Here is a 21857-nt window from a genome sequence, read left to right on the forward strand (position 1 = left end):
CTTTCATGCGGGGCCTTCCTCGTATCTGCTTCATGTTCCGACAGACGCGCTTCAATGCGCGAATGCCGCCAAGATGAGATCCTTGCTGCGTTTCAGCAGGCGTCTTACGGCGTCTTACGTCCGGAGAACGCTCGATACGCTGGCAGAAAAGAGCGCCTCTTGCTTCTTTACGCCTGCATCATGTGAATGCCTACGTACGACACGTTCGCAGGCAGTCCGGAAATGCTGTAGACAGCGCTGAGAGGGCAGGCGGAGATGCGCCAGGAGTAATCGCCGCGATCGGTCTCGAAGGTGCCTTCCTGATAGATGTTGCCGACCGAATCCTGGCCTTCGTCGGTCACCGTGACGGTCTCGCCATCGATCCACCCCTGCGCGTCCATCGCCGCCTGCACGGCCGCCGTCGCATCGGGCGAGGCGAAATCGCAGTAACGCAGGCGCTTGTCGAAGCCGGAATACGAAGACGAGTATATCCAGGTGCCAGGCAGGTACTTCGATGCGGTCTCGCCGTTCATCTTGTCGATGCCCGCTGCGAAGGCCACCTTCGCGTCGACGGTCGAGGCATCGCTCGGAATCTTTACGATGCGCGCCTGCTCGTCGTTCGAAAGGTCGATGGTCTGATAGCCCGAATCGGCGAAATACTCGTTTGCGGCGTCGATATCGGAATCCGCGAGCGTGGATGCGGAAGGAAGCTCGAGGCTCACGTCGCGCGTGAGGTTCGCATGGATGGCCTCGGCCTTGCGCTCGTCGGCATGCAGGATGGAATCGGAGGTCTTCAGCAAGAAGGATCCGCCGATCACGGCGGCGACGAGGGAGACGACGAGCGTGACGACGTATACGCTGTTGGGGATGCGGATATCGCGCAGAAGAACCGAACCGTCCAGGTAGTTGATCCGTGCGGGTTCCTGCGCCTCGGAATCGTGCGAACCCGATCTCCATGTTGAAGCCATCGTATGCTCCTCTGTGACAATTATGAGACGGTTCATTATACCAAAGCGCTTTATCTGTCCCTGTATGCTACGATGCGCCATGCCTTGGGGGAGTAGTTGGCATCCGGCTTCGGCCTGCGATGCGACACGTCAACAGCCTCGGCGCATTCGCGCCTGGCGTGTCTGAAATAACGAGACTCATGGCACAGCCGCATGTCAGTTGTGCCGGAGCCCCCATTTGCGCTTCGGCTCTTATGCAAAGGAGCCGCATGGATCTTTCGATCTTCGCCACGCCCGAAGCGTGGATCAGCCTCGTCACCCTCATCTTCCTCGAAATCGTGCTCGGCGTGGACAACCTCGTCTTCATCGCCATCACCACCGACCGCCTTCCTCACGGCAAGCAGCATATCGGACGTATCCTGGGCCTTGTCGGCGCTTTCTTCGGACGTGCGGCCTTTCTCTGCTTCGCATCGTTTCTGGTGCATCTTGCCACGCCGCTCTTCACGATCGACCTCGGCTTCTATACCCACGGCGTCTCGGTGCGCGATCTCGTGCTCTTCTGCGGCGGCGCGTATCTGATCTACAAGGGCATCGACGAAGTGCGCGACATGCTCGCCTTGACCGAGCTTAAAGCCGAACATTCGGAAGAGCATAAGGACGCGCGTCTGATCTCGCTTCCTCAGGCGGTCGGAACCATCGTCGTCATGGACCTCGTGTTCTCGATAGACTCGGTCATCACCGCGGTCGGGCTTGCGAACCACCTGATCATCATGGTCATCGCGGTGCTGTTCGCTATCGTTCTCATGATCGTCTTCATCGATTTCATCTCGGATTTCATCAACTCCCATCCGGAGATGAAGATTCTCGCGCTCACATTCATCACGGTCATCGGCATCCTGCTCGTACTCGACGGGCTGGGCATTAACTCGGGCTTCGAGGTCTTCGACATGCACGCCGAAAAGCTCATGGTGTATTTCGCGATGGTCTTCGCTTTCGTGCTTGAGTTGATCCAGATGTCGTACAACAGGCGCGTAGCGGACTTCAGGATCGAACGCCCGAAGGAGGATGATGCATCCTAGCCGAGGCTCGACGCCGTCCTATTCGAAGAGCTTGACTGCGTCGTCGGACACGACGAGCCGCGACGCGGCAGGCAGCACGCGCACCGTGTAGGGCGTCGAGAGCTCGGTCGGCTCGCCGTCGTGCTCGATAAGGAAGGCGGGATCGGCTTCCACAGTGATTTCCCTGCCCGAGTAGATATCGAGCGCATCTCCTCGATCGGGAAACTTGCCGTCGACGTCGAGCAGCGCGGCGAAGATGGACGGCAGAAGGTCGAAGGCCGATTTCGCCTTCAGCACCACGACGTCGAGCATACCGTCGCGCGGCTGATTGACATGCGTGATGGAAAGCTCCGCGGTGATCTTCGAGAAGTTGACGAGCACGATGCCGATGCCCTTGGTCTCGTACGACACGCCATCGATCGTGAGCTTGATGTCGGAGCGCTGCGGAAGCAGATTCACGCTCGCGGCCAGGAAATACGCCATGCTGCCGAGCGCATGCTTGCCGGGCGCGGCCGTCGCCATGAGCGTCGCGTCGTAGCCCGAGCCGGCCATGATGGCGAATCCGCGGCTATCGTTCTCGGTCGATATCTCGCCCATGTCGAAGTCGAGGATGCGGCCGTCGCGCAGCAATGCCGCGAGCGCATGGGGCTCTTCGGGATTCTGGAGGTTCATCGAAAGCAGGTTGGCCGTTCCGGAAGGGAAGGGAAGTACCGGGATGCCCGAGTACCGCAGAGCGTACATGACGCAGGCCACGGTCCCGTCGCCGCCTGCAGCGACGACGCGATCGAACGTACGGGCATCTTCGATGAGCGCCGAGATGGGCGTGGTTCCGTCGGTGTTGCGCAGGCAGATTTCATCGCCGTCGCGCGCGGCCGAGCGGATGAAGTCGTAGATGGCGGTATCATACTGTCCCGAAGCGAGATTATTTATAATAAGGATTTTCATAAGGCCTCGTTTCCGTTTGAGCAATCGTACTACATCGAGGCGCCGACACCGAAGGACATGCCGTTGTACATCACCGATACGAAGCAACTGGAGGAATTCGTCGCGTTTGCGCGCACCTGCGACGTCGTGGCGATCGATACCGAATTCCTGCGCGAGCGCTGCTACTGGGCCAAGCTCTGCCTGATCCAGCTCGGAACCGACGAACGGTCGGTCGTGGTCGATCCCCTCAAGGTGCACGACCTCTCTCCGCTGCGCGATCTGATGGTCGATACGTCCGTGGTCAAGGTGTTCCATGCGGCGACCCAGGACCTGGACATCCTGTTCCACGAACTCGACGTCATGCCCGATCCCATCTTCGACACCCAAGTCGCCGCAGCCCTGCTCGGACAGACGGTTCAGGTCGGTTATGGGACGCTCGTTCTGAACGAATGCGGCGTACGCTTGAAGAAGGCCGATTCCTTCACCGACTGGGCGCGACGCCCTTTGTCTTCCTCGCAGATCAATTACGCGCTCGAAGACGTCGTCTACTTGCCGCGCATCTATCGTCAGCTCACGGAACGCCTCGAAGCGCTCGGACGCGCGAGCTGGCTCGAGCACGACTTCGCGGAGCTCGTCGATCCTTCGCGGTATCGGGTCGATCCGGAAAACCGCTGGCGGCACCTGAAGAACGTCAATCAGCTCAGCGGCCGCCAGCTCGCCTGCGCGAAGCATGTCGCCGCATGGCGCGAACGCAAAGCCATGGAACGAAACATCCCGCGCAAGGCCGTGCTTTCCGACGTGCAGATCGTGGAGATCTGCCGTCGTGAGCCTCGATCGATCGACGATATGTTCATGGTCAGGGGCGTTGCGTCGGCGCTGTCCACGAAAGAGGCGCGTGACGTGCTCTCCGCGTGCAAAAAAGGCCTTGAAACGCCCGACGACGAATGCCCGTCGCTCGCACGCGCGCCTCGCGGCGAGCAGAACGTCGACGCGCAGACCGCGCTCCTCGCGGCGCTCGTCCATCAGCGCGCACGGGAGAATTCCATCGCTTTTTCCGCGATCACCTCGAACGCCGAGCTCGCGCGCATCGCGCGCGGACATACGGACGACTGCGACCTCCTGAAAGGATGGCGGCGCGCCATCGCGGGAAAAGACGTGCTCAAGCTCATGGCGGGAAAATTCACGCTGACGATCAAAGACGGTCAGCTGCGCGTGTCCAAGCGTCGGCTTAGAAGCGGAAAGCCGAAGGACCCGACGGAGCTTTCGGCCGCTGTTTAGGGCTTTCGCATGCGATCGCGCATGCAACGTCGTTTTTTGGATACGAATTCATTACGGCGTAACGTAAGGCTTCGCGGCGATGGCCCTGTACCGTATAATGCATGAAAAACGAACGTAAGTACGATTTTAAGGAGCACGCATGCCTTTCTCCGGCGGTTCTTTCGGCCTGTACATCGCGGTCATGGTCCTGACGCTCATCATCGGCGGGGGAGCGCAGGCATATGTGTCGTCCCAGCTCAAGGGTAAAAGCAGAATCCAGAGCTCCTGGGGCGTCACAGGCGTCGACATGGCGCGCCGCATGGCGCACGACAAGGGCATCGGCGCCATTCCCGTCTATCAGGGAGGGCCTAACCAGGATCATTTCGATCCTCGCAACAACTCCGTCACGCTCGGCACCGAGACCTTCGGCCAGACCAGCCTGACGGCCGTCGCGACGGCCGTGCACGAGGTCGGCCATGCCTGCCAATACGCCGAGGGGTATTGGTTCATGAGCGTACGCAGCGCATTCGCTCCGATCGCATCACTCGCGTCCAACGGCTGGATCATCGTGTTCTTCATGGGCATCTTCTTCGGTGCCGCAAGCGCCCTCGGCGCGTTCTTCATCAAACTCGGCATCGTCATGTTCGCGGCCGTGCTTCTGTTCCATCTGATCACGCTTCCCGTCGAATTCGACGCATCGCGGCGCGGACTCGCGTATCTGCGCGATTGCGGCATGAACCAGGGCGAGCTTGCAGCATGTTCGCAGGTTCTGCGCGCGTGCGCGCTCACATACGTCGCCGCAGCGCTCACGGCCCTCATTCAGTTCCTGTACATGCTCCTTTCCGTTCGCGACAACTAGGCGCGCCATGGCGTATCGATACGCAGAGGACGTGCTAGCAGGCGAGGGCCGCAAGCCTTTCGGGGTCACCGAAGCCATCGCCCGCATGAACGGATACCTTTCGGGCTTCCCCTTGGTCATCCTGGGCGAAGTCTCGGAAGTGAACGCCAAGCGCGGCTACAGCGCCGTGTACTTCACCATCAAGGATCAGAAGTCGTCTCTGCCCTGCATGATGTGGAATACCATATACGAGCGGACCTCGGGGCTTCGCGTCGGCATGAAGATCGAGGTCGCCGGTCAATTCGATATCTACGCCCCCAAGGGACGCATGAGCTTCAAAGCATCGTCGTTCAAAATCGCGGGGGAGGGAAACCTCCGTCAGAAGGTCGACGCGCTCGCACGTGCGCTTCGCTCCGAAGGCCTCATGGATGACGCGCGCAAGCGTCCCGTTCCGCGATTTCCCGAAAAGGTGTGCGTCGTCACCTCGCCGCGAGGCGATGCGGTGCGCGACGTCCTGCGCACGCTGAGACGCAGGTTCCCCCTTGCAACGGTGTCGGTCGCAGGCGTGCCTGTCGAAGGCAAGACGGCAGCCGAAGGCATGGTGCGCGCGCTTGCGGCCTGTGCGCTGGAAGGATGCGATGTCATCCTGCTCGTGCGCGGAGGCGGTAGCTTCGAGGACCTCATGCCGTTCAACGACGAGGCGCTCGCACGCGCGGTGGCCGCGTCGCCCGTTCCCGTGGTCACGGGCATCGGGCACGAACCCGACACGACGATCGCCGACATGGTATCCGACCACCGCGCTTCCACGCCTACGGCGGCGGCCGAGGCGGTCTCGCCGTCCCCGGAACAGATGAACGCGTTGTTCGCATCCTACGCCGAACGCCTGTCCGGTCCCCTGGGCCATCGTCTCGAGCGCACGCGCATCCGTTTGGACGCCGTCGCAGGACGCCCCGTCTTCCGCGACTCGGCCGCTTTGATCGCGGAGGACCTCATGCGGCTCGATATGGCATCCGATCGCCTGCATCGAGCCCTGCCCGAATCGCTTGCGCGCAACAGAACGTCGCTCGACGCCTATGAGGGCCGCCTGAGACGATCGGTATCCTTCGACGCACGACGGACCCGGCTCGAAAGCATGCAGACTCGTTTGAACGCCTCCGGAAAACGGATCCTCGACCACGAAGCCGCCGCGTTCGGATCCGCGACCGAGCGCATGCGCGCCATCGGCGCAACGCTGACGTCTGCGGCGCGGCACGACCTGGCGTTGCGCGCCGGGCATCTGCACGATCTCTCGCCGCTCTCCATTCTGTCGCGGGGTTACGCCATGGCGACCGATAAGGATGGACACGTCGTGAAGCATGCGGATGCCGGCCTCGTGGGTTCTGCGATCAAAGTCCGCGTCTCGGACGGCGTGCTGGACTGCTCGGTCGAATCGGTCTCCCAAGAACGAAGAGGGTCTTGACGTTTTTCAATCGCGTTCTGCGCATACGCATTTCACGATGCGCGCACCCCGCGCGTTCGGCTCAAGAAAGGAATGGATCATGGAAGATACCCGAAAGAACATCGACGAGCTTTCGTTTCGCGAGGCTATGGCCGAACTCGACCAAGTCGTCGCGAGCCTCGAAGGCAACGGTCTCGAGCTCGAAGACAGCCTGAAGCAGTATGAACGGGGCGTCGGTCTGCTGGCTTCGCTGAAGTCCCGCCTCGATGAAGCCCAACAGAAGGTCGAGGTGCTCATGGGGCAGTTGGACGCTAGCGCCGACGACGCTACCACTGACACCACGCTTTCGTAGGCATCCGTCATTTTCAAGTACACTGCGCGTATTCGGTCGCATTCGTGAAGCAAAGGGGACGCAGCATGGACGACTGCCTGTTTTGCAAGATAGCTGCGGGAGATATTCCTTCGAACAAGGTATATGAAGACGATGACGTTTACGCGTTCGACGATATCTCGCCGATGATGCCGGTCCACACCCTGATCATCCCGAAAGAGCATTACGACAGCCTGAATGACGACGTGCCCGAGGAAATCCTGGGCAAAGTCTTCGCCGCCGCGCGGAAGGTCGCGAAACTCAAGGGCATCGATGCGAGCGGTTTCCGCATCGTCTCGAACGCGGGCGAAGACGCCATGCAATCGGTTCATCATCTGCACGTCCACGTGCTTGGCGGCGAAGCCATGAATGACGGGTCACCGAAGAAAATAGGGTAGACAGTGAAGATCCTCGTATTGAATGCCGGTTCTTCGTCCCTGAAGTACCAGCTCATCGAAACCGACACGCAGACGATGCTGGCAAAAGGCCTCTGCGAGCGCGTCGGCAGCAAGAATTCTTACATCAAACACGGCGCCGACAAGGACGAGCGTATCTTCCATCAGTTCATGGCCGATCACGAAGAGGCGCTGCGCGTCGTCTTCGATGCGCTCACGCATTCCGATCGATCGACGATCACGTCGATCGATCAAATCGATGCCATCGGCCATCGCATCGTGCATGGCGGTGACTTCTTCGATGAATCGGTCCTCATCGACCAGGACGTCATCGATAAGATCGCACGTCTGTCGCCTTTGGCGCCCCTGCACAATCCGCCGGCGCTCGCGTGCATCGAAGTCTGTCAGAAGCTTGCTCCCGGCATGCCGCAGACGGCGGTGTTCGATACGGCGTTCTTCCAGACGCTTCCGCCATCGGCATACATGTACCCGCTGCCCTACGAGCTCTGCCGCGTGCATCGCATCCGCAAGTACGGGGCCCACGGCACCTCGCACCGCTATATCGCGCATCGGTGCGCCGCGCTGCTCGGACGTCCCATAGAAGACCTGAAGATCGTCACCTGCCATCTCGGCAACGGCTGCTCCATCTCGGCAGTCGACCACGGCATAGCGGTCGATACCTCGATGGGGTTCACGCCCCTCGACGGCCTCATGATGGGAACGCGCTGCGGCTCCATCGATCCTGCCATCATCCCGTTTCTCATCGAGAACGAGAACCTGAGCGCCGCCGAAGTCAACGACATCATGAACAAGAAGTCAGGGCTTCTGGGCGTGTCGGGCATCAGCAACGATGTGCGCGACGTGACCGACGCGGCCATGTCCGGCAACGAGCGCGCCGTGCTCGCCTACGACATGTATGCGCATTCGATCAGGAAATACCTGGGGCAGTACATCGTTGAGATGGCCGGTGTCGATGCCATCGTCCTCACAGCAGGCGTCGGCGAGAATGCCGAGCGCATCCGTCGCCTCATCTTCGCAGGCCTCCAGCCTTTAGGTATCGTGCTCGATCAGGAGAAGAACCGTCTCAGGCACAACGGCAAAGAACGTTTCATCTCCCGCGACGAGTCTCCGGTCAAGATCATCGTCATCCCGACGAACGAAGAATTCATGATCGCCCAGGATACCTACGACATCGTTTCGAGGCTTCCGTAAGAACCTATGCGATCCCTTGAGCCTGAACGGCAGTGATGGCGACGACGGCAACGATGTCTTCGGCCGAGCAGCCGCGGGACAAATCATTCATCGGCGCATTGAGCCCCTGCGTGATAGGGCCGAAGGCATTGGCGCCCGCAAGACGCTGGACCAGCTTGTAACCGATATTGGCGGCATCGAGGTCGGGGAAGACGAGGACGTTCGCGCAGCCAGCGACGCTGGAGTCCGGCGCCTTTGAAGCGCCGACGCTCTGCACGATTGCGGCATCGGCTTGAAGCTCGCCGTCGATCAGGAATTCCGGCGCCTTCTCGCGAGCAAGGCGGGCCGCTTCGACGACCTTCGCCGCATCGTCGTCGATGACGCTGCCTTTGGTGGCATGCGAGAGCATGGCGACGCGCGGTTCGGCCCCTGTAAGATCCTTGAAGGATCGGGCGGATGCGACGGCGATTTCGGAAAGCTCCTCGGCATTCGGCTGGATGCAGACCGCACAGTCGCTGAACAGCATCAGGCCGTCGTCGCCGTAGGCTTCGTTCGGAATCTCCATGATGAAAAACGAGCTCACGACCTTGGTGCCGGGTTTCGTCTTGATGACGCGCAGGGCGGGGGAAAGAACGTCTTTGGTCGGATGGCATGCACCGCTCACAAGCCCTTGGGCGCGGCCGGTCTTAAGCAGCATCGTGCCGAAATACGTCACATCGTCCATCAGCGCATCGGCCTGCTCGATCGTCATGCCCTTCGCTTTTCGGATTTCGAAGAGCGTTTCGGCAAGCTCGGCGCGCAGCGGGTCGGTCGTGTTGTCGATGACGGTCGCGCCGCTCAAATCGTATCCCGACGATGCGATGGCCTGCGGATTCCCGATGATGATCAGGTCGGCGAGCCCCTCGGTAAGGATGCGTTCGGCCGCGACGAGCGTGCGCTCGTCTTCTCCTTCAGGAAGCACGATCGTAGTCTTCTGCTTTTTGGCCTGGGAATATACATCGCTCATAAACGTTGACATGCAGGATCCTTTCGAGGCGAAGATCTTCGTCGCAAAACCGAAGACGTTTCGGCTTCACGCGCTGATACGACGATTCTTGCAGAGATGCGCCGTGCTGCGCAAGCACCGGATGTCGTGCGGGCGAAATATAGATGGAATGCGGCATCTGTTGACATCGCGAAATTGCATCGAAAGGCCGGAATGGCAATAATGGATACCGCATGCGCGCAAGCCGCACCGACTCGTATCGGTCGCCGTTGCGCGCGCCGCACCAGAAACGCTCTGCGCGACGATCGCGGCTGCATACCAACGTATTCGACAGGAGCATCGTGAAAGCCATTTCATTCGCCATTCCGTGCTATAACTCGGCCGCCTACATGGATACCTGCATCGAGTCGATCATGGCTTGCGTCGACGAGCGCAATGACATCGAAATCATCATCGTCGACGACGGTTCGACCAAAGACGACACCGCGGTGCGCGCCGACGAGTGGCAAAAACGCCATCCATCGGTCATCAAAGCGGTTCATCAGCCGAACGGAGGGCATGGCGAAGCGGTCAACACCGGCCTCGCGAACGCGACAGGACTGTATTTCAAGGTCGTGGATTCGGATGACTGGCTCGATCGCGATTCGCTCGAAAAGGTGCTCGATTACGTGCGTTCGCAGATCGGCGTATCCGAGCCGACCGATCTCGTCATAGCGAACTACGTATACGAGAAGGTTCACGAGGGCACGCATACCACGATGCGTTATCGCAACGTGTTCCCGACGGAAAGGCAATTCGGGTGGGAGGACACCAAGGGTTTCCGCCAGTCCCAATACCTGCTCATGCATTCGGTCATCTATCGCGCGCAGCTTCTGCGCGATTGCGGGCTGAAACTGCCGAAGCACACGTTCTATGTCGATAACATCTTCGTCTACGTGCCCCTGCCTCATGTGAAGACGATGTACTATCTGGATGCCGATCTGTACCGGTACTTCATCGGCCGCGAGGATCAGAGCGTCAACCAGGATGTCATGTACTCACGCCGCGACCAGCAGGTGCGTGTGACTCGCGCGATGATCGATGCGGTCGATCTGGATGCGGACGTGCCTTCCGAGAAACTGCGCCGGTATATGCGCACCTACCTTTCCATGATGATGGCCATCAGCTCGGTATTCCTGCGCATGCACCGCACGCCTGAGAACGATGCGGCCCTCGAATCGCTCTGGAAGTATCTTGCCATCCGTCGTCCGCAGCTCGCACCGAAGATCAGGCATTCGCTCATCAACGCGGCCCTGAACCTTCCCGGCGAAGCAGGACGCCGCGTAGGGCTTGCCGGATATGCCGTCGCACGCAGGATCTTCAAGTTCAACTAAGAGGCCAAACGGGCGCGCCTGGCAATCGATCATGCGTAATCTTCGGGATTCTTGGCGGCCGTGCCGGTCGTGTTCTCTTTCACATGAAGATCTCGGCCGAAGTACACCGCCGCCTCTCCGAACCGGTTTCTGACGATATCCGTCGCGCTCGCAAGTTCGCGCGCATGCCGTTGCAGGATCGCATCGCCGCGATCTGCCGAGGACATGGCGCGGTCGTTGTCGCTATCCTGAACGGCATCGGTTAAATCCGCATCGAAAAGCGCTTCCTGCACAGGAGCAGCATCTTCCCTGAAATCCGATACGCCGATGCCGACGAGCCGCACACGTGAAGGCGCGCTCCACACGCGTTTGATCAGAGATGCGGCATGAACCATGATTTCGTGCTCATTGTCCGTCGGAACCTGCAGTTTGACCTGGGCGTTGCGAATGGATCGATCGGCGAACCTCAGTTTCAGCGACACCGTGCGGCCTTTGAGTTCCTTGGCGCGCAGACGGCGTCCGACCTTTGCAGCCATGGTCGCGCACGCATTATGTATGTCGTCGTAGGATATAAGGTCGACGGCGAAAGTGGTTTCGCTCGATACGGATTTGACCTCGTTGCTGGACGAGACGGACGATGCGTCGAGTCCGAAGCAGCGATCGCGCATCATCGAAGCGTTCTTGCCGTAGATCGACTCGAGAAGACGATCGGGCGCATGCGCCAAGTCGCCCAACGTGTCGATGCCATGGGCCTTCAAAGCCTCTTCGGCGCGCTCACCTACGCCGGACATCGTGCGAATGGGAAGAGGGGAGAGAAATTCAATCTCTTGACCTGGATAAATGATGGTCATCCCGCTCGGTTTATCGAAATCCGACGCGATCTTCGCGATGGTCTTGCTGGAGCCGACCCCGATGGAGCACGTGACGCCCAGATCGGCAACACGCTCTTGAATCCGTCGAGCGATGGCGACAGGATGCTCGGTATTCACGCGCGTCGGCGTGACATCCAAGAACGCCTCGTCGATGCTGACCTGTTGAAGATAGGGGCTTTCGTCACGCAGAATGTCCATGACCGCACGCGAGACCTCTCGATAGCGATCGAAATGACCGGATGTCCAGATAGCCTGCGGGCAAAGCGTGCGCGCCCGAGACGATGGCATGGCGCTATGAACGCCGAAGACACGCGCCTCATAGCTGGCTGTGGAAACGACGCCGTGCTTGTCCGCATCGCCGCCGACGATAACGGGTTTCCCACGCCAATCAGGATGGTCGAGCTGTTCGACCGATGCGAAGAACGCATCCAGATCCACGAGCAAGATGGCTTTGCCTCTCCAAGGTGTTTCACCTGGTATGTTCGTGGGAAGCTTCACCAGGCCTCTTCCCTCTATACGAATATTTGTTCGTATTCTATCACGTTCGATCTTGTGTTCGAAAGCAGGTTCTTCGTCTTTTCAGTCATGAGGGTTTGTCTTGCTTTACATGTCGTGGCAGCTGCAGCTGCTATGTTGTACGAACATCTTGATGTTGAGATATTGCATTCAGAACAGTGCGTATTCGTCGTTCTGCATTCGCGCGTGCTCGAAATCTCGATTCCATGATGCAAAGGTCTTAGCAGTTGCTGGTCGACCGAGAAACACGAGAACGCATGGCAGTGGCATTTCCAGCTATCTATGGAACCGAAAACCGCATTTTTGCCATATGAGGAGTCAGGGAGAGACAAAAGCGGGCCTTAAAACAGCTTAGAATCGATCATTTATAAAACACCAGGTCAACCGACTAGAATTAGGCGCTGCTCAAGAAGCATCCGTTAAATCCTACGAATATGCATGGAAAAATGCGTTCATAGCCGAAAAACCGTATGATCGAGCATGCTCGCACGGCATGCCCAATGGGGCGAAGATTCTCACTGACAGCTACGAGACGATTCCTTGAAAAGTGCCGTACAAAGAAGGCCCTGACAATGAGCATCCATGCACATTGTCGTGAAGCGACGAGTCGGCACATATGGTTCGACATATGTGGTATTGCGTACGCTTGGCACATGCGCATTCGTGCACTCATGTTTCAAACAAGAAGACACGACGATCGAAGCGTAGAATCGAAGCCGGCGACGTTTCATGAGGGATCGTTCGTGTCATTCTTTTCAGGACATTCGATATAAAATATTGATAATATATCTTATGTAAAGTAGACTATGTATGCGCCGAGCAGGCTTGGCGGGAACACCCGGTTCGCGGGTTCGACCGGAGTTCATCAAGTCCATCCCTCTGCACAGATAGTTGTTTACGTTTCTCATACAGACGGCTATGTCGCGACGCGTCAGCGCATTGAAGTTCGCCCCTCCTCTCGACAGGATTTTACACAGCTTTTCGTAGCAGTGCTTTGCATGGGCCTTCTGCCGGCTTTGCCTGGGGTCGCAGAAAGAGGCTGCGCACTCCGAACAAGATCGTATCGAGTCGATGCCGCTGCGGGCGTCGCTCCTGCGTGTGTCTTCGCTAGGTCTTGCGCCCATTTCTTCTCGTAGAATCTGTAGAGGTGCAACCGGACGGTCTTCCTTGCGTTTATGAGGACCGGCAATTCTGACACATGCGATCGTCTCTTCCGGAGGCAAGTATCGTTGCTAGCAGCTAGGGCCGCCTATTCTCACAAAATCAATGAGCTCTTGTTTGCTATGTATGTCGAGTTTTCGGTAGATGTTGCGTCTGTGAGTAATTGCTGTACCTTCGGAAATCACCAGTTCCTCCTGCACACGTACGAGCGTGTTGCCCTGCGCCAAGATAATGAGTACTTCGAGTTCGCGTGGCGTAAGGCCGTATTCAAAGGCAATATTCTTGCAGCACGTGACGACCGGAGGCTGCTGTATCGATTCCTCGGTAGATCGTATGGAACCTTGATGTAGCTGCATCCGTTCGGCGGTTTGGAACCTCTTTTCGCTGTTGTCGGCTGCATCTTGCTTTCCAGCGTGCACGATGGTTTCTTCAGGAACGTGGAATGCAAGCTTCCCTCTACCGAACAGTGCGACCTCGTGCAGCATTCCTTTGGTGGCAAGAACGTTTGTGGCAACGAACAGCACCATGACGCATATCATGCTTAGGCTGCAAACAAGCATGGTGCCGCTGCTGTTTCGTTCCACGACTTCCGAGAACTGCGGTATCGAAAACTTGATAAAAGCGACAATCATCAAACCCGCCAATACGCCGATGCATATAGAAAGGGTGCTTCTTCCCACGGAAAAGCTGCCGCACTCGGCGTATTCGCGATCAACTTCACACGATACGAGCATCGATATTCCGGCCAGCGAAACGACCCAAACCATGCTGAAAACAAGCACGAGCCACATATTGAGTTCGCTTCCTGGGGACAGGGGGAAGAAACTTATAAGCGCTGTGGCGAAAAGCGCCCGCAGCGACGTGAAAGCATCGGATTCGCGATTGGGAATCCAGCCCGCGACGATGATTGCGACGAAGAAAGCGAACGCGAGCGGCGTCCACGAGGCTATCATGCGTGCTATTTCTCCCGAGTTTCCGATAAATGACGAGTCACTTGCTCTTTTCCGTGCGAAGTTATAAGATAGCTCAGTATGCCGCAGACGAAGGGGTGATCCGCATGGCGAAGGACACGATCGTTGATTTCCTGAAGACGCATCAGGAAGGCTTCGATGCCGTTCCCTTCTCCCCCGTCGACAGCCTCGTGCTCTCGACGCTGTCGTACCTCGAATTCGACGAATATCCTTACGGCGACGCGTCGGCCGCCGAGCGCATTCCGCTCATCGATCTTATGCGGTTCATTCCCCAGGAACGCATCATCCGCCTCGCCTGGCTCAAGGAAGACGGTCTCATGCCTGCATTCGTCGAGGCCGTCATGCGCAGCCATCGCTACGCCGATGCGACCGTGCGCTTCTTCAAGAAGGAAGATTCGCCCGTCATCGAAAAGCAGTTCTGCGCATGCCTCTTCGAATTCTCGAACTGCGCATACGTTGCCTATCGCGGCACCGACGGCACGCTGACCGGGTGGAAGGAGGATTTCAACCTGTGCTTCCAGGACGTCATTCCCTCCCAGCTTTCCGCCACGCACTTCCTCAATGCGGTCGCCTGCGAAATCTCGCCTGATGCGCAGCTGTACATCGGCGGCCATTCAAAGGGTGGAAACCTTGCCGAATACGCGCTCGCCTGCTGCAACGACTGGGTCTACGACCGTGTCGTCGCCGCATTCGACCACGACGGGCCGAGCTTCCTGAGCCCTCCCTCCCCTCGCTTCGGCACCGAAGGATTCCGCGCGCGCATGCAGAAGACCGTTCCGGCCTCGTCTATCTTCGGCATGATCATGGAGGAAGGGCGCGCGTACCGTGTCGTCGAATCGAACGCGACCGGCGTGTTCCAGCATAACCCGCTGAGCTGGTGCGTCAAAGGCACCGACTTCATCTATCAGGAAGGTCTGAACCAGGGTTCGCTCGTCATCAACGAAACGCTGGACTCATGGCTCTCGAAATGCACGATCGAGCAGCGCGCGTTGTTCATCAATACCATTTTCGGCCTTTTGACCTCGAATGATGCTGATTCATGGGGCGATATCGTCGCGGATTTCCGCGCGAATGCGGCCGCAGCCATCAAGGACGGATCCGGAATAGACGCATCGACCCGCGATGCGCTCCAGAAGACCATGCAGTCGCTCGGCGATGCCATAGGAGACGTCGCCCGAAAACGCATGCGGTCGTTCGCCGGAAGCTCGAAGGCGGCCCTTGAAGCTCAGGCCGAAGAAAGAAGGAACCGATGAGACAGAGCGACGCACGTTTCGAGCCGTTCACGCCGAAGCTCATGTGGCAGGAAGCGGCGCCTCATACCTGGCCTGCCGCGATCATTCCCGTTTTGCTCGCCGTGGCCCTCTGCGCCGGCCCGACCGCGCACATAGACGTTATCACCGTCAACGTTCTGCTCGCGATCTGCGTGCTCATGCAAGCGTCCGTCAATACGTTCAACGACTATTATGACTACATCAAGGGCGCCGATACGGTGGAGAACTCCTCCGACGACGCATCCGACGCGATCTTCGTCCATTGCAACATCGACCCGAAAAGCGGCCTCGCCTTCGCGGTCGGCCTGCTTGTCACGGCATTCGCGCTCGGCATATACATAATCGCCATCGCCGGCGCCGTGCCTTTCGCCATCGCGCTCGTCGGCGCCTTCTTCGTCGCCGCGTATTCGGCGGGAAAGACGCCTCTCTCCTACTATCCCGTAGGCGAGGCGGTCAGCGGCTTCGTCATGGGTGGGCTCATCACGCTCGCCTGCGCCTATGTCCTGTCCGGCACGCTTGATTCGAGCGTGCTGCTCTATGCGCTGCCTTGCATCATAGGCATCGGGCTCATCATGATGACGAACAATACCTGCGATATCGAGAAGGATATCGACGCCCATCGACGCACGCTTCCGGTCGTGCTCGGTCGGCAGCGTGCGGTCAAGGCATACCATGCGCTTCTTGCGCTTTGGGTCTCCTGCCTCATCGTCCTTTCATTCGCTCACGCCCGAGCATCTGGATACGATTTCGCAGACGCGCTCGCGGCCGGACTCATCACCATTCCCGCAACGCTGCTCATCGCCTATCCGACGTTTCGCGCGATCGGAGTGAATCCCCTCATCGCACGAACGCGGGATGCTGCCATGCCCCAGATCCTGAACCTGAACGTGACGCTCGGCCTCGGCTACATCGTAACGTTGCTGATGCCGAGCGTCTTTTCGATCGGCTGGTTCTAGAACCTGCTCCGCCGCCCGCGCGCACGGCGCGCCGCCGCGGCAAGAAGGACGCCCGAGGACAGGAACATTGCCGCGCCTGCGGTCGTCAATGCCTGAGTGCCGTCACCTGTCGACGGAATCCTCTGCGAAGATTCGGATTGCAGGGCTCCTGCGTTCTCGCGCGCGAAACCGCCGGATCCGAAACCCGGCTCCTGCGTTGCATCCGCCTGCCGCGCGTCGTCGGAAGCATCCTGTCCCTGGCCTTCAGGCTGCACGCCTTCGCCGGGCGAAGGCGTCGGATCAGGCGTGGGATCGGGGGACGGCTCCGGGTCGGGATCAGGTCCAGGTTCAGGCCTCGGGCCTGGATCCGGCTCGGGATCGGGCGGCGTCGGAGCAGCGCCCCGATGCAGCGTCAACGTCCCGTTGAACCTGAAATCGTCCGTGGCGAACGGAATGGCGAGCTCGTCGCCGTCCTGGGATCCCGGCCACGAGTAGGTGCCGTCTTCATTGCGTACAAGCGCGCTCGAAGAAAGCGCCAGGGGCTTACCATCCTTGTCTTTCAGGGGACTTTCGAAGGAATCTCCCTCGACGTAGGCCTCCGACTGCTGCATGAGCGCGTTGATGGTGTAGCTCCCGCTTGCCGCGATGGCGCGCCCGAGGGGCGAGAAGTCCTTCACCCGATTGCCGGTCAGATAACAGCTCGTGAGCGTATCGTTTTCGGAAAGCGGCGATATATCCGCGATACGGTTGCCGCCTAGGAAGGCCTTCGACAGCTCGGGCATGGACGCGAGCGCCTCGATGGATTCGATGGCGTTATCCGTCAGGTCGAGCGTATCGAGCTTCGTGAAGCGCGCAAGCGACGAGATGTCCGCGATGCCGTCATGCGTGAGCTGAAGCGTCTTGAGCCCCGGCATCGCAGGAAGGCGCGCGGGATCGAATCCAGGCGTCCGCTCTATGCCTACGTTGTTCAGCAAGGGTGCCTCGCCCAAGGGCGCGAGATCGAGGCGTTCAGGAAGCTCGGCCACGGAGATCGAGCAGAGATTCGGAAGCTTCGCGAGGTCCGAAAGCGTCGCAATGCCCGCCAAAGGCTCGTCCTTGGATCCGAGGGCCGTGACCTCCTGAAGCCGGGACTCAGGAATCGAGGAACCTTCCGGAAGATGAAGCGCCTCTGCGACCGCACGTGCGACGGTCGCATCCTCGAATGCGACGCCTGGCTGATCGGGAGGCTGAGGACCGACGTTTTCCCCTTCGAACGTTATGCGCAGCGTGCCCGACAGCACGCCGTCGGCCGAATCGAAGGAGGTTTCGTACGTCGTGTTCTTCTGCGGATGCGTGATCGTGACGACGTTTCCCTCGACCGCAAGATCGTCGGTTGCAACGATGCGTGCTTGGGAGCCGTCAAGGCTGGTCAAGGGAATTGCGATGCTCGCCTGGTCGGTCGTCTTCGCGATCCGCTGATGCAAGGCGCTGATGCGGCCTATGCCCGATGAAGCAAGGACGCTTACGTCTTCGATGCGGTTGCCGTCGAGCACAAGATCGGCGACGGACGCCTTCCCGTCCGCCTTGCTCGCGAAATCGTCGGCGGATATCCGGGCGATGTCGTTATCGGTCAGGTCGAGCTCTTTGAGGTTCCGAAGGCTCTTCGCGAACGATGCCGAATCCAGCTTCTTGTTGACGAGTCCAAGCTTCTCGAGATGCGAGAGCTTCGGCAGAAGCGAGGTGCTGTAGAGCATGCCGTCTTTCAGGTGAAGCGACGTAAGCGCGGGAAGGTCTTCGAGTCCCTTGAGGTTGCCGACGTTCAGGATGGGGTTCTCAGGAGCGCCGAGCTCGTCGATAAGGTGGACGTTCTTGTCGGTGATCTTGTCGTACGGACCGATGCCCGCCTTCGCATGCGCCGCTTCGTTCAGGGCGTAATCGACGATCACGTAGGTGACCGTCGTGGACTTCCTGAGGTTGAAGACAACATGCTCGGTCTTCTTGCCGGGCCCGACTTCGACCTCGATTTCGGTCGGATCGAGTTCGACATCGTCCTTCCAATACCCATGGAGCTTCGCGCTCAGCGTGTAGCGTCCGGGAACGAGATGCGCAGGATCGAGCTCCGCCTCCCCCGCCGCGTTCGTGAGGGTCACGTCCACCTGGATGGCCGGATCCTTGCCCGTCGTATCGTTGATCTCGTAGGTGATCGAGCAGAGATCGTCGGCGCCGACAAGCTCCGAGACGGTTCGCGTCGTGGCATTGTAGGCGCAATCGGTTGCGGTCACGTCGATGTCGGACGGCTCGACGCCGGCGGGAACATCGAGAACGTACGACCCATTCCGCAGGCTCACGGGAACCTTCGCCCCCGAGCCCTTGACCGTGGCGACAAGATCTCTGATGCCGCTTCCGTCGTCCGTCGCATCGACGAGAGCCTCGTCGGGCGCACCTCCCGACGCCTTGGTCAGAATCGGGGGCTTCGTGTCCACGATGACGGGCTTCACGAGCGTCTGGTATTCATCGCCTGCGAGCGGACGCGCTTTGAGGGCGACGTAGTAGGTCCCGTCTTCGACGTTCATGCGCGCATCGTCTACACCGGTCCAGTACAGAAGATTGCTCTTAAGGTATTTGCCGATGGAGGCATAGCCTTGCATGCCTCCGAAGTTCTTCCGGCCTTCCCTTTCGTACGGATTGCCCGTATACACCTTCTCGGTCAGAGCGGCATCGGCATACACGCCGACCTCCAAGTCGCGATAGTTGCGAAGAAGCACCGCAGATAACTCGAGGTAGTCGCCCTGGCGGTCTCCGTTCGGAGAGAACGCGATCGTGCTCGAGAAGCTTCGATGCGTCGCCCCTTCGGGTGTGAGCTCGCCGACGACGACGCGCTTGACGCGCCCGAAGCCGCCCTGCTGCTCGACGTTGACGCCGGTCTTGAAATGGGTGAACAGATCGACATCCTTATTCGTGGGATCGGAAGGAGCGGTCTCCAGGCGGTCGTAGAGCGGATGCTTCGAGCCCGTGAAGGTGTCGACGAAGTCCTCGAACAGAGGCACCTTCTCCCAGCTGCCTCGGAACCCTACGAATGGAATCACGAGCTTTGAGGAATCTTCCCTGCTCGTCGCTATGACATACCCCTCGAGGAAGTACCCGTTGGGCATCTGCGCGGACAGATCGGCCTCCGATGCGGTCACGTCGAATGAGACAGAGGCCTTGCCCGTGCCTCCCTCGCCGATCGAAAGCGTGCCTGCCGCCGCGCTGGAAAGGCGGTTGGGTTCGAAGGTGAAGCGCCCCTCGTCCACGTTGTCGGTGCCGACATAGACCGCAAGGTCGTATTCGCGGGCCTGCCCGTCGAGAGAGCGGCCCTCGATGTCGAAGGTCGCCTCGCCCTTCGATAGATTGCCGAGCATGATCTTGGATTCGCCCGTGCGTGGATCGACAAGATACGCCTTGGCCGCAAGGGCGGCGGAAAGATCCATCTGCCCCGCTCCTTGCTTGCGCGGGCTGTAATAGACATCCTCGGCGTTTTTCGTCGGAACCGCCGTCGACATGAGCACGTTTTTGGCCGTGAGCGAGAGATTCGCCTTATCGACCCCCATGTGCGACAGATGCGCCCGCAGCAGCGCGACCGACCCTGCGACCTGCGGAGACGCCATGCTCGTTCCCTGGAGGTCCGTGTAGCCGCCGTTGTTGTCGAGCGAGAACACGTGTCCGCCCGTCGCCATGATCTCGGGCTTGAGGTCGAACTCCGGGCTTACGCCCCATGCCGAGAACGAACTCGGCTTTCCCGCCGTATCGAGCGATGCGCTCACATATCCTTCGCTGACGCGCCATGTCGCCGCAGGATCGGCCGCAAGGGCGAGTCCGACGTTCTGCGGCACCGCGATGATGCTGATCGCCGTGGTCTCTACTCCAGGCGCGAACAGCTCCGTGCTCTCAGCGTCGTAGACGATGACGCCCGCCGCTCCGGCAGCAAGGGCGTTCTCTGCCTTGGCCTGGAACGTCAGACGAACCCCGTTCTCGGTTCCTCCGCGCTTGACCAAGGCATACTGATTCGGCCCGAACGTCTTTCCCTTGAAATCGGCGGTCGATCCGAAATTGCAGTCGAGGATTCCGTAGTCGGTGTCGAAGGCGACCGGCTTCCCCTTGGGCATGCAGGCGTAGACGCCCTTGGCTTCGCCGTCGCCGGACGTGAGGCGCAATGCATTGCGTATGACCATGGAGTCGTTATCCGACGACGCGACCGCGATGGCCCTGCCTGCGATGGAGGGCGAGGCCACGACGCCGTAGTCGGGATCGGTGCTCGGCACGTCGACCGCGCCCAATCCCATGCGCGATTCGTTTCCCGCCGAAACGGCGACCGATACGCCTTGGGCCTGCGCCGCTTCGAGAGCCCGGTCGAGCCCGCGTTCGTTGCCGCTCTGCCCGGCTGCCGGAAGCCCGATGCTCATATTGATCGCATCGACGTCGAGCTTGAGCGCATCGTCGATGGCCTTGACGTATCCCGCCGATCCGCCGGAGTCGTTGTCGCCGAATATCTTCATGATGACGAGCTGCGCCTCGGGGGCGACGCCCTGGACCTTCCCCGAGTTCGCCGCAACGATGCCTGCGACGTGCATCCCATGGTTATTGCCCGGATTGAAGACGTCGGCATCGCGTCCCGCATAGTCGTACACATACGGAACCTTCGCGTTGCCGTATGCTCCGCCGAGGCCCTTCTCGGATTTCAGGCGGTCGATATCGGCTTCGGTCAAGCGGCCCGTGGAATCGTCGGTCAAGCGCAGCGCCTCGTGATCGATCTGGGCGCCCGAGTCGATGACGGCGACGACAAGGCCTTTTCCCTGGCCGTTCGACGTCAGGTTCCCTTCGGGATCGGCGGCCGAGCGCAGGCTCTGCATGGAAACGGCATCCTCTGCGGGAGCAGGCTCGGGAGCCGCGTATTCATGCTCGACGAAGGCGTTCGCGAGCGACGGGACGTATGCGAGCTCGAAGGCCTCTTCGTAGGTCAGCGTGACGGCGCATCCGATGAACACCGCGTCGTAGGTCTCTTCGGCCTCGACCGTTCGCCCGAGCGCCTTAGAGACTTCTTCGAGCCCCGCATCGCGCACGGCCTGAGCGTCAAGACCGTCTTGCGATGGCGCGAACTCGAGGATGACGCGCACGGAATCCGTCGAAGACGGCTCGGAGGCGCTTGCCGCGAGCTCGGATGAGAATGCATCGAACCATGCGTGCGGCGCGCCGGAAGCGCTTCCCTTCGCGGCCGGCATTCCATGCGGATCGTCGTCCGCACGCGCGAGTCCGCCTAATGGCGCGGCGCACATGGTCGCCGCGAGCGCAAGGGCCATGAATATCGCGGCCGCCCGTCGAGAGACGCAATCGATCATGCTGGATTCTCCTCGGTATTCCCTGCTTCCTTATAATCCAGCG

16 protein-coding genes are annotated in these 21857 nt (G+C 59.8%); 10 read left to right on the plus strand and 6 right to left on the minus strand.

The window, feature by feature from the left end; genetic code table 11:
* Window positions 1-167 precede the first annotated feature (167 nt).
* Complete coding sequence (locus HMPREF0762_RS00685) at window positions 168-947, minus strand: hypothetical protein (RefSeq protein WP_040618737.1); 780 nt, start codon at window positions 945-947, stop codon at window positions 168-170.
* A 248-nt stretch (window positions 948-1195) separates the two neighbouring features.
* On the opposite strand from HMPREF0762_RS00685, the gene HMPREF0762_RS00690 reads away from it, so the two are divergent.
* Window positions 1196-2005 (plus strand): TerC family protein, encoded by an 810-nt coding sequence (locus HMPREF0762_RS00690; protein ID WP_040618738.1) that lies wholly within the window; start codon window positions 1196-1198, stop codon window positions 2003-2005.
* A gap of 18 nt (window positions 2006-2023) precedes the next feature.
* Here the strand turns inward: HMPREF0762_RS00690 and HMPREF0762_RS00695 are convergent, their stop codons facing one another.
* Window positions 2024-2929 carry a diacylglycerol/lipid kinase family protein gene (locus HMPREF0762_RS00695; RefSeq protein WP_006361401.1) on the minus strand — a complete coding sequence of 302 codons (906 nt, stop codon included), beginning with the start codon at window positions 2927-2929 and terminating at the stop codon, window positions 2024-2026.
* Between the two features lie 57 nt (window positions 2930-2986).
* Between HMPREF0762_RS00695 and rnd the strand changes: the two genes are divergently transcribed.
* The 6 genes from rnd (at window position 2987) to HMPREF0762_RS00725 (ending at window position 8418) form a co-directional block, all read left to right on the plus strand.
* Window positions 2987-4186, plus strand: coding sequence for a ribonuclease D (gene rnd, locus HMPREF0762_RS00700; RefSeq protein WP_006361402.1), 1200 nt, complete (start codon window positions 2987-2989; stop codon window positions 4184-4186).
* A gap of 139 nt (window positions 4187-4325) precedes the next feature.
* A complete protein-coding gene (locus HMPREF0762_RS00705) occupies window positions 4326-5024 on the plus strand; it encodes a zinc metallopeptidase (protein ID WP_006361404.1) in 699 nt (232 codons plus the stop codon).
* A gap of 7 nt (window positions 5025-5031) precedes the next feature.
* The gene (xseA, locus tag HMPREF0762_RS00710) at window positions 5032-6462 is read left to right on the plus strand and encodes an exodeoxyribonuclease VII large subunit (RefSeq protein ID WP_006361405.1); all 1431 of its coding nucleotides are present in this window, start codon (window positions 5032-5034) and stop codon (window positions 6460-6462) included.
* Between the two features lie 79 nt (window positions 6463-6541).
* Window positions 6542-6793, plus strand: a complete 252-nt coding sequence (xseB, locus tag HMPREF0762_RS00715; RefSeq protein WP_009078736.1) for an exodeoxyribonuclease VII small subunit — start codon at window positions 6542-6544, stop codon at window positions 6791-6793.
* A gap of 65 nt (window positions 6794-6858) precedes the next feature.
* Window positions 6859-7209, plus strand: a complete 351-nt coding sequence (locus HMPREF0762_RS00720) for a histidine triad nucleotide-binding protein (RefSeq protein ID WP_006361407.1) — start codon at window positions 6859-6861, stop codon at window positions 7207-7209.
* A gap of 3 nt (window positions 7210-7212) precedes the next feature.
* Window positions 7213-8418, plus strand: coding sequence for an acetate/propionate family kinase (locus HMPREF0762_RS00725; protein WP_006361408.1), 1206 nt, complete (start codon window positions 7213-7215; stop codon window positions 8416-8418).
* Window positions 8419-8422: 4 nt separating this feature from the next.
* Here the strand turns inward: HMPREF0762_RS00725 and pta are convergent, their stop codons facing one another.
* On the minus strand, window positions 8423-9415 hold the full coding sequence (gene pta, locus HMPREF0762_RS00730; protein WP_006361409.1) for a phosphate acetyltransferase: 993 nt from the start codon (window positions 9413-9415) through the stop codon (window positions 8423-8425).
* A 308-nt stretch (window positions 9416-9723) separates the two neighbouring features.
* Between pta and HMPREF0762_RS00735 the strand changes: the two genes are divergently transcribed.
* Entirely contained in the window at window positions 9724-10755 is a 1032-nt protein-coding gene (locus HMPREF0762_RS00735; RefSeq protein ID WP_040619127.1) for a glycosyltransferase family 2 protein, read from the plus strand.
* A 29-nt stretch (window positions 10756-10784) separates the two neighbouring features.
* Here the strand turns inward: HMPREF0762_RS00735 and dinB are convergent, their stop codons facing one another.
* Both dinB and HMPREF0762_RS00745 read right to left on the minus strand, forming a co-directional pair.
* On the minus strand, window positions 10785-12104 hold the full coding sequence (gene dinB, locus HMPREF0762_RS00740) for a DNA polymerase IV (protein ID WP_050759666.1): 1320 nt from the start codon (window positions 12102-12104) through the stop codon (window positions 10785-10787).
* Between the two features lie 1250 nt (window positions 12105-13354).
* Window positions 13355-14236: a helix-turn-helix transcriptional regulator gene (locus HMPREF0762_RS00745; RefSeq protein ID WP_006361416.1), complete on the minus strand. Its 882-nt coding sequence runs from the start codon at window positions 14234-14236 to the stop codon at window positions 13355-13357.
* A gap of 104 nt (window positions 14237-14340) precedes the next feature.
* Between HMPREF0762_RS00745 and HMPREF0762_RS00750 the strand changes: the two genes are divergently transcribed.
* Together HMPREF0762_RS00750 and HMPREF0762_RS00755 are read left to right on the plus strand one after the other, a co-directional pair.
* Window positions 14341-15507 (plus strand): Mbeg1-like protein, encoded by a 1167-nt coding sequence (locus tag HMPREF0762_RS00750; protein ID WP_245935462.1) that lies wholly within the window; start codon window positions 14341-14343, stop codon window positions 15505-15507.
* Complete coding sequence (locus tag HMPREF0762_RS00755) at window positions 15504-16481, plus strand: prenyltransferase (protein WP_006361418.1); 978 nt, start codon at window positions 15504-15506, stop codon at window positions 16479-16481. The genes HMPREF0762_RS00750 and HMPREF0762_RS00755 overlap by 4 nt, the downstream gene beginning before the upstream one ends.
* On the opposite strand, the gene HMPREF0762_RS00760 is transcribed toward HMPREF0762_RS00755, so the two are convergent.
* Complete coding sequence (locus HMPREF0762_RS00760; RefSeq protein ID WP_006361419.1) at window positions 16478-21814, minus strand: S8 family serine peptidase; 5337 nt, start codon at window positions 21812-21814, stop codon at window positions 16478-16480. The two genes, HMPREF0762_RS00755 and HMPREF0762_RS00760, sit on opposite strands and share 4 nt — an antisense overlap.
* Between the last annotated feature and the right edge of the window lie 43 nt (window positions 21815-21857).

The organism is Slackia exigua ATCC 700122 (genome assembly GCF_000162875.1).
Lineage (GTDB): Bacteria > Actinomycetota > Coriobacteriia > Coriobacteriales > Eggerthellaceae > Slackia > Slackia exigua.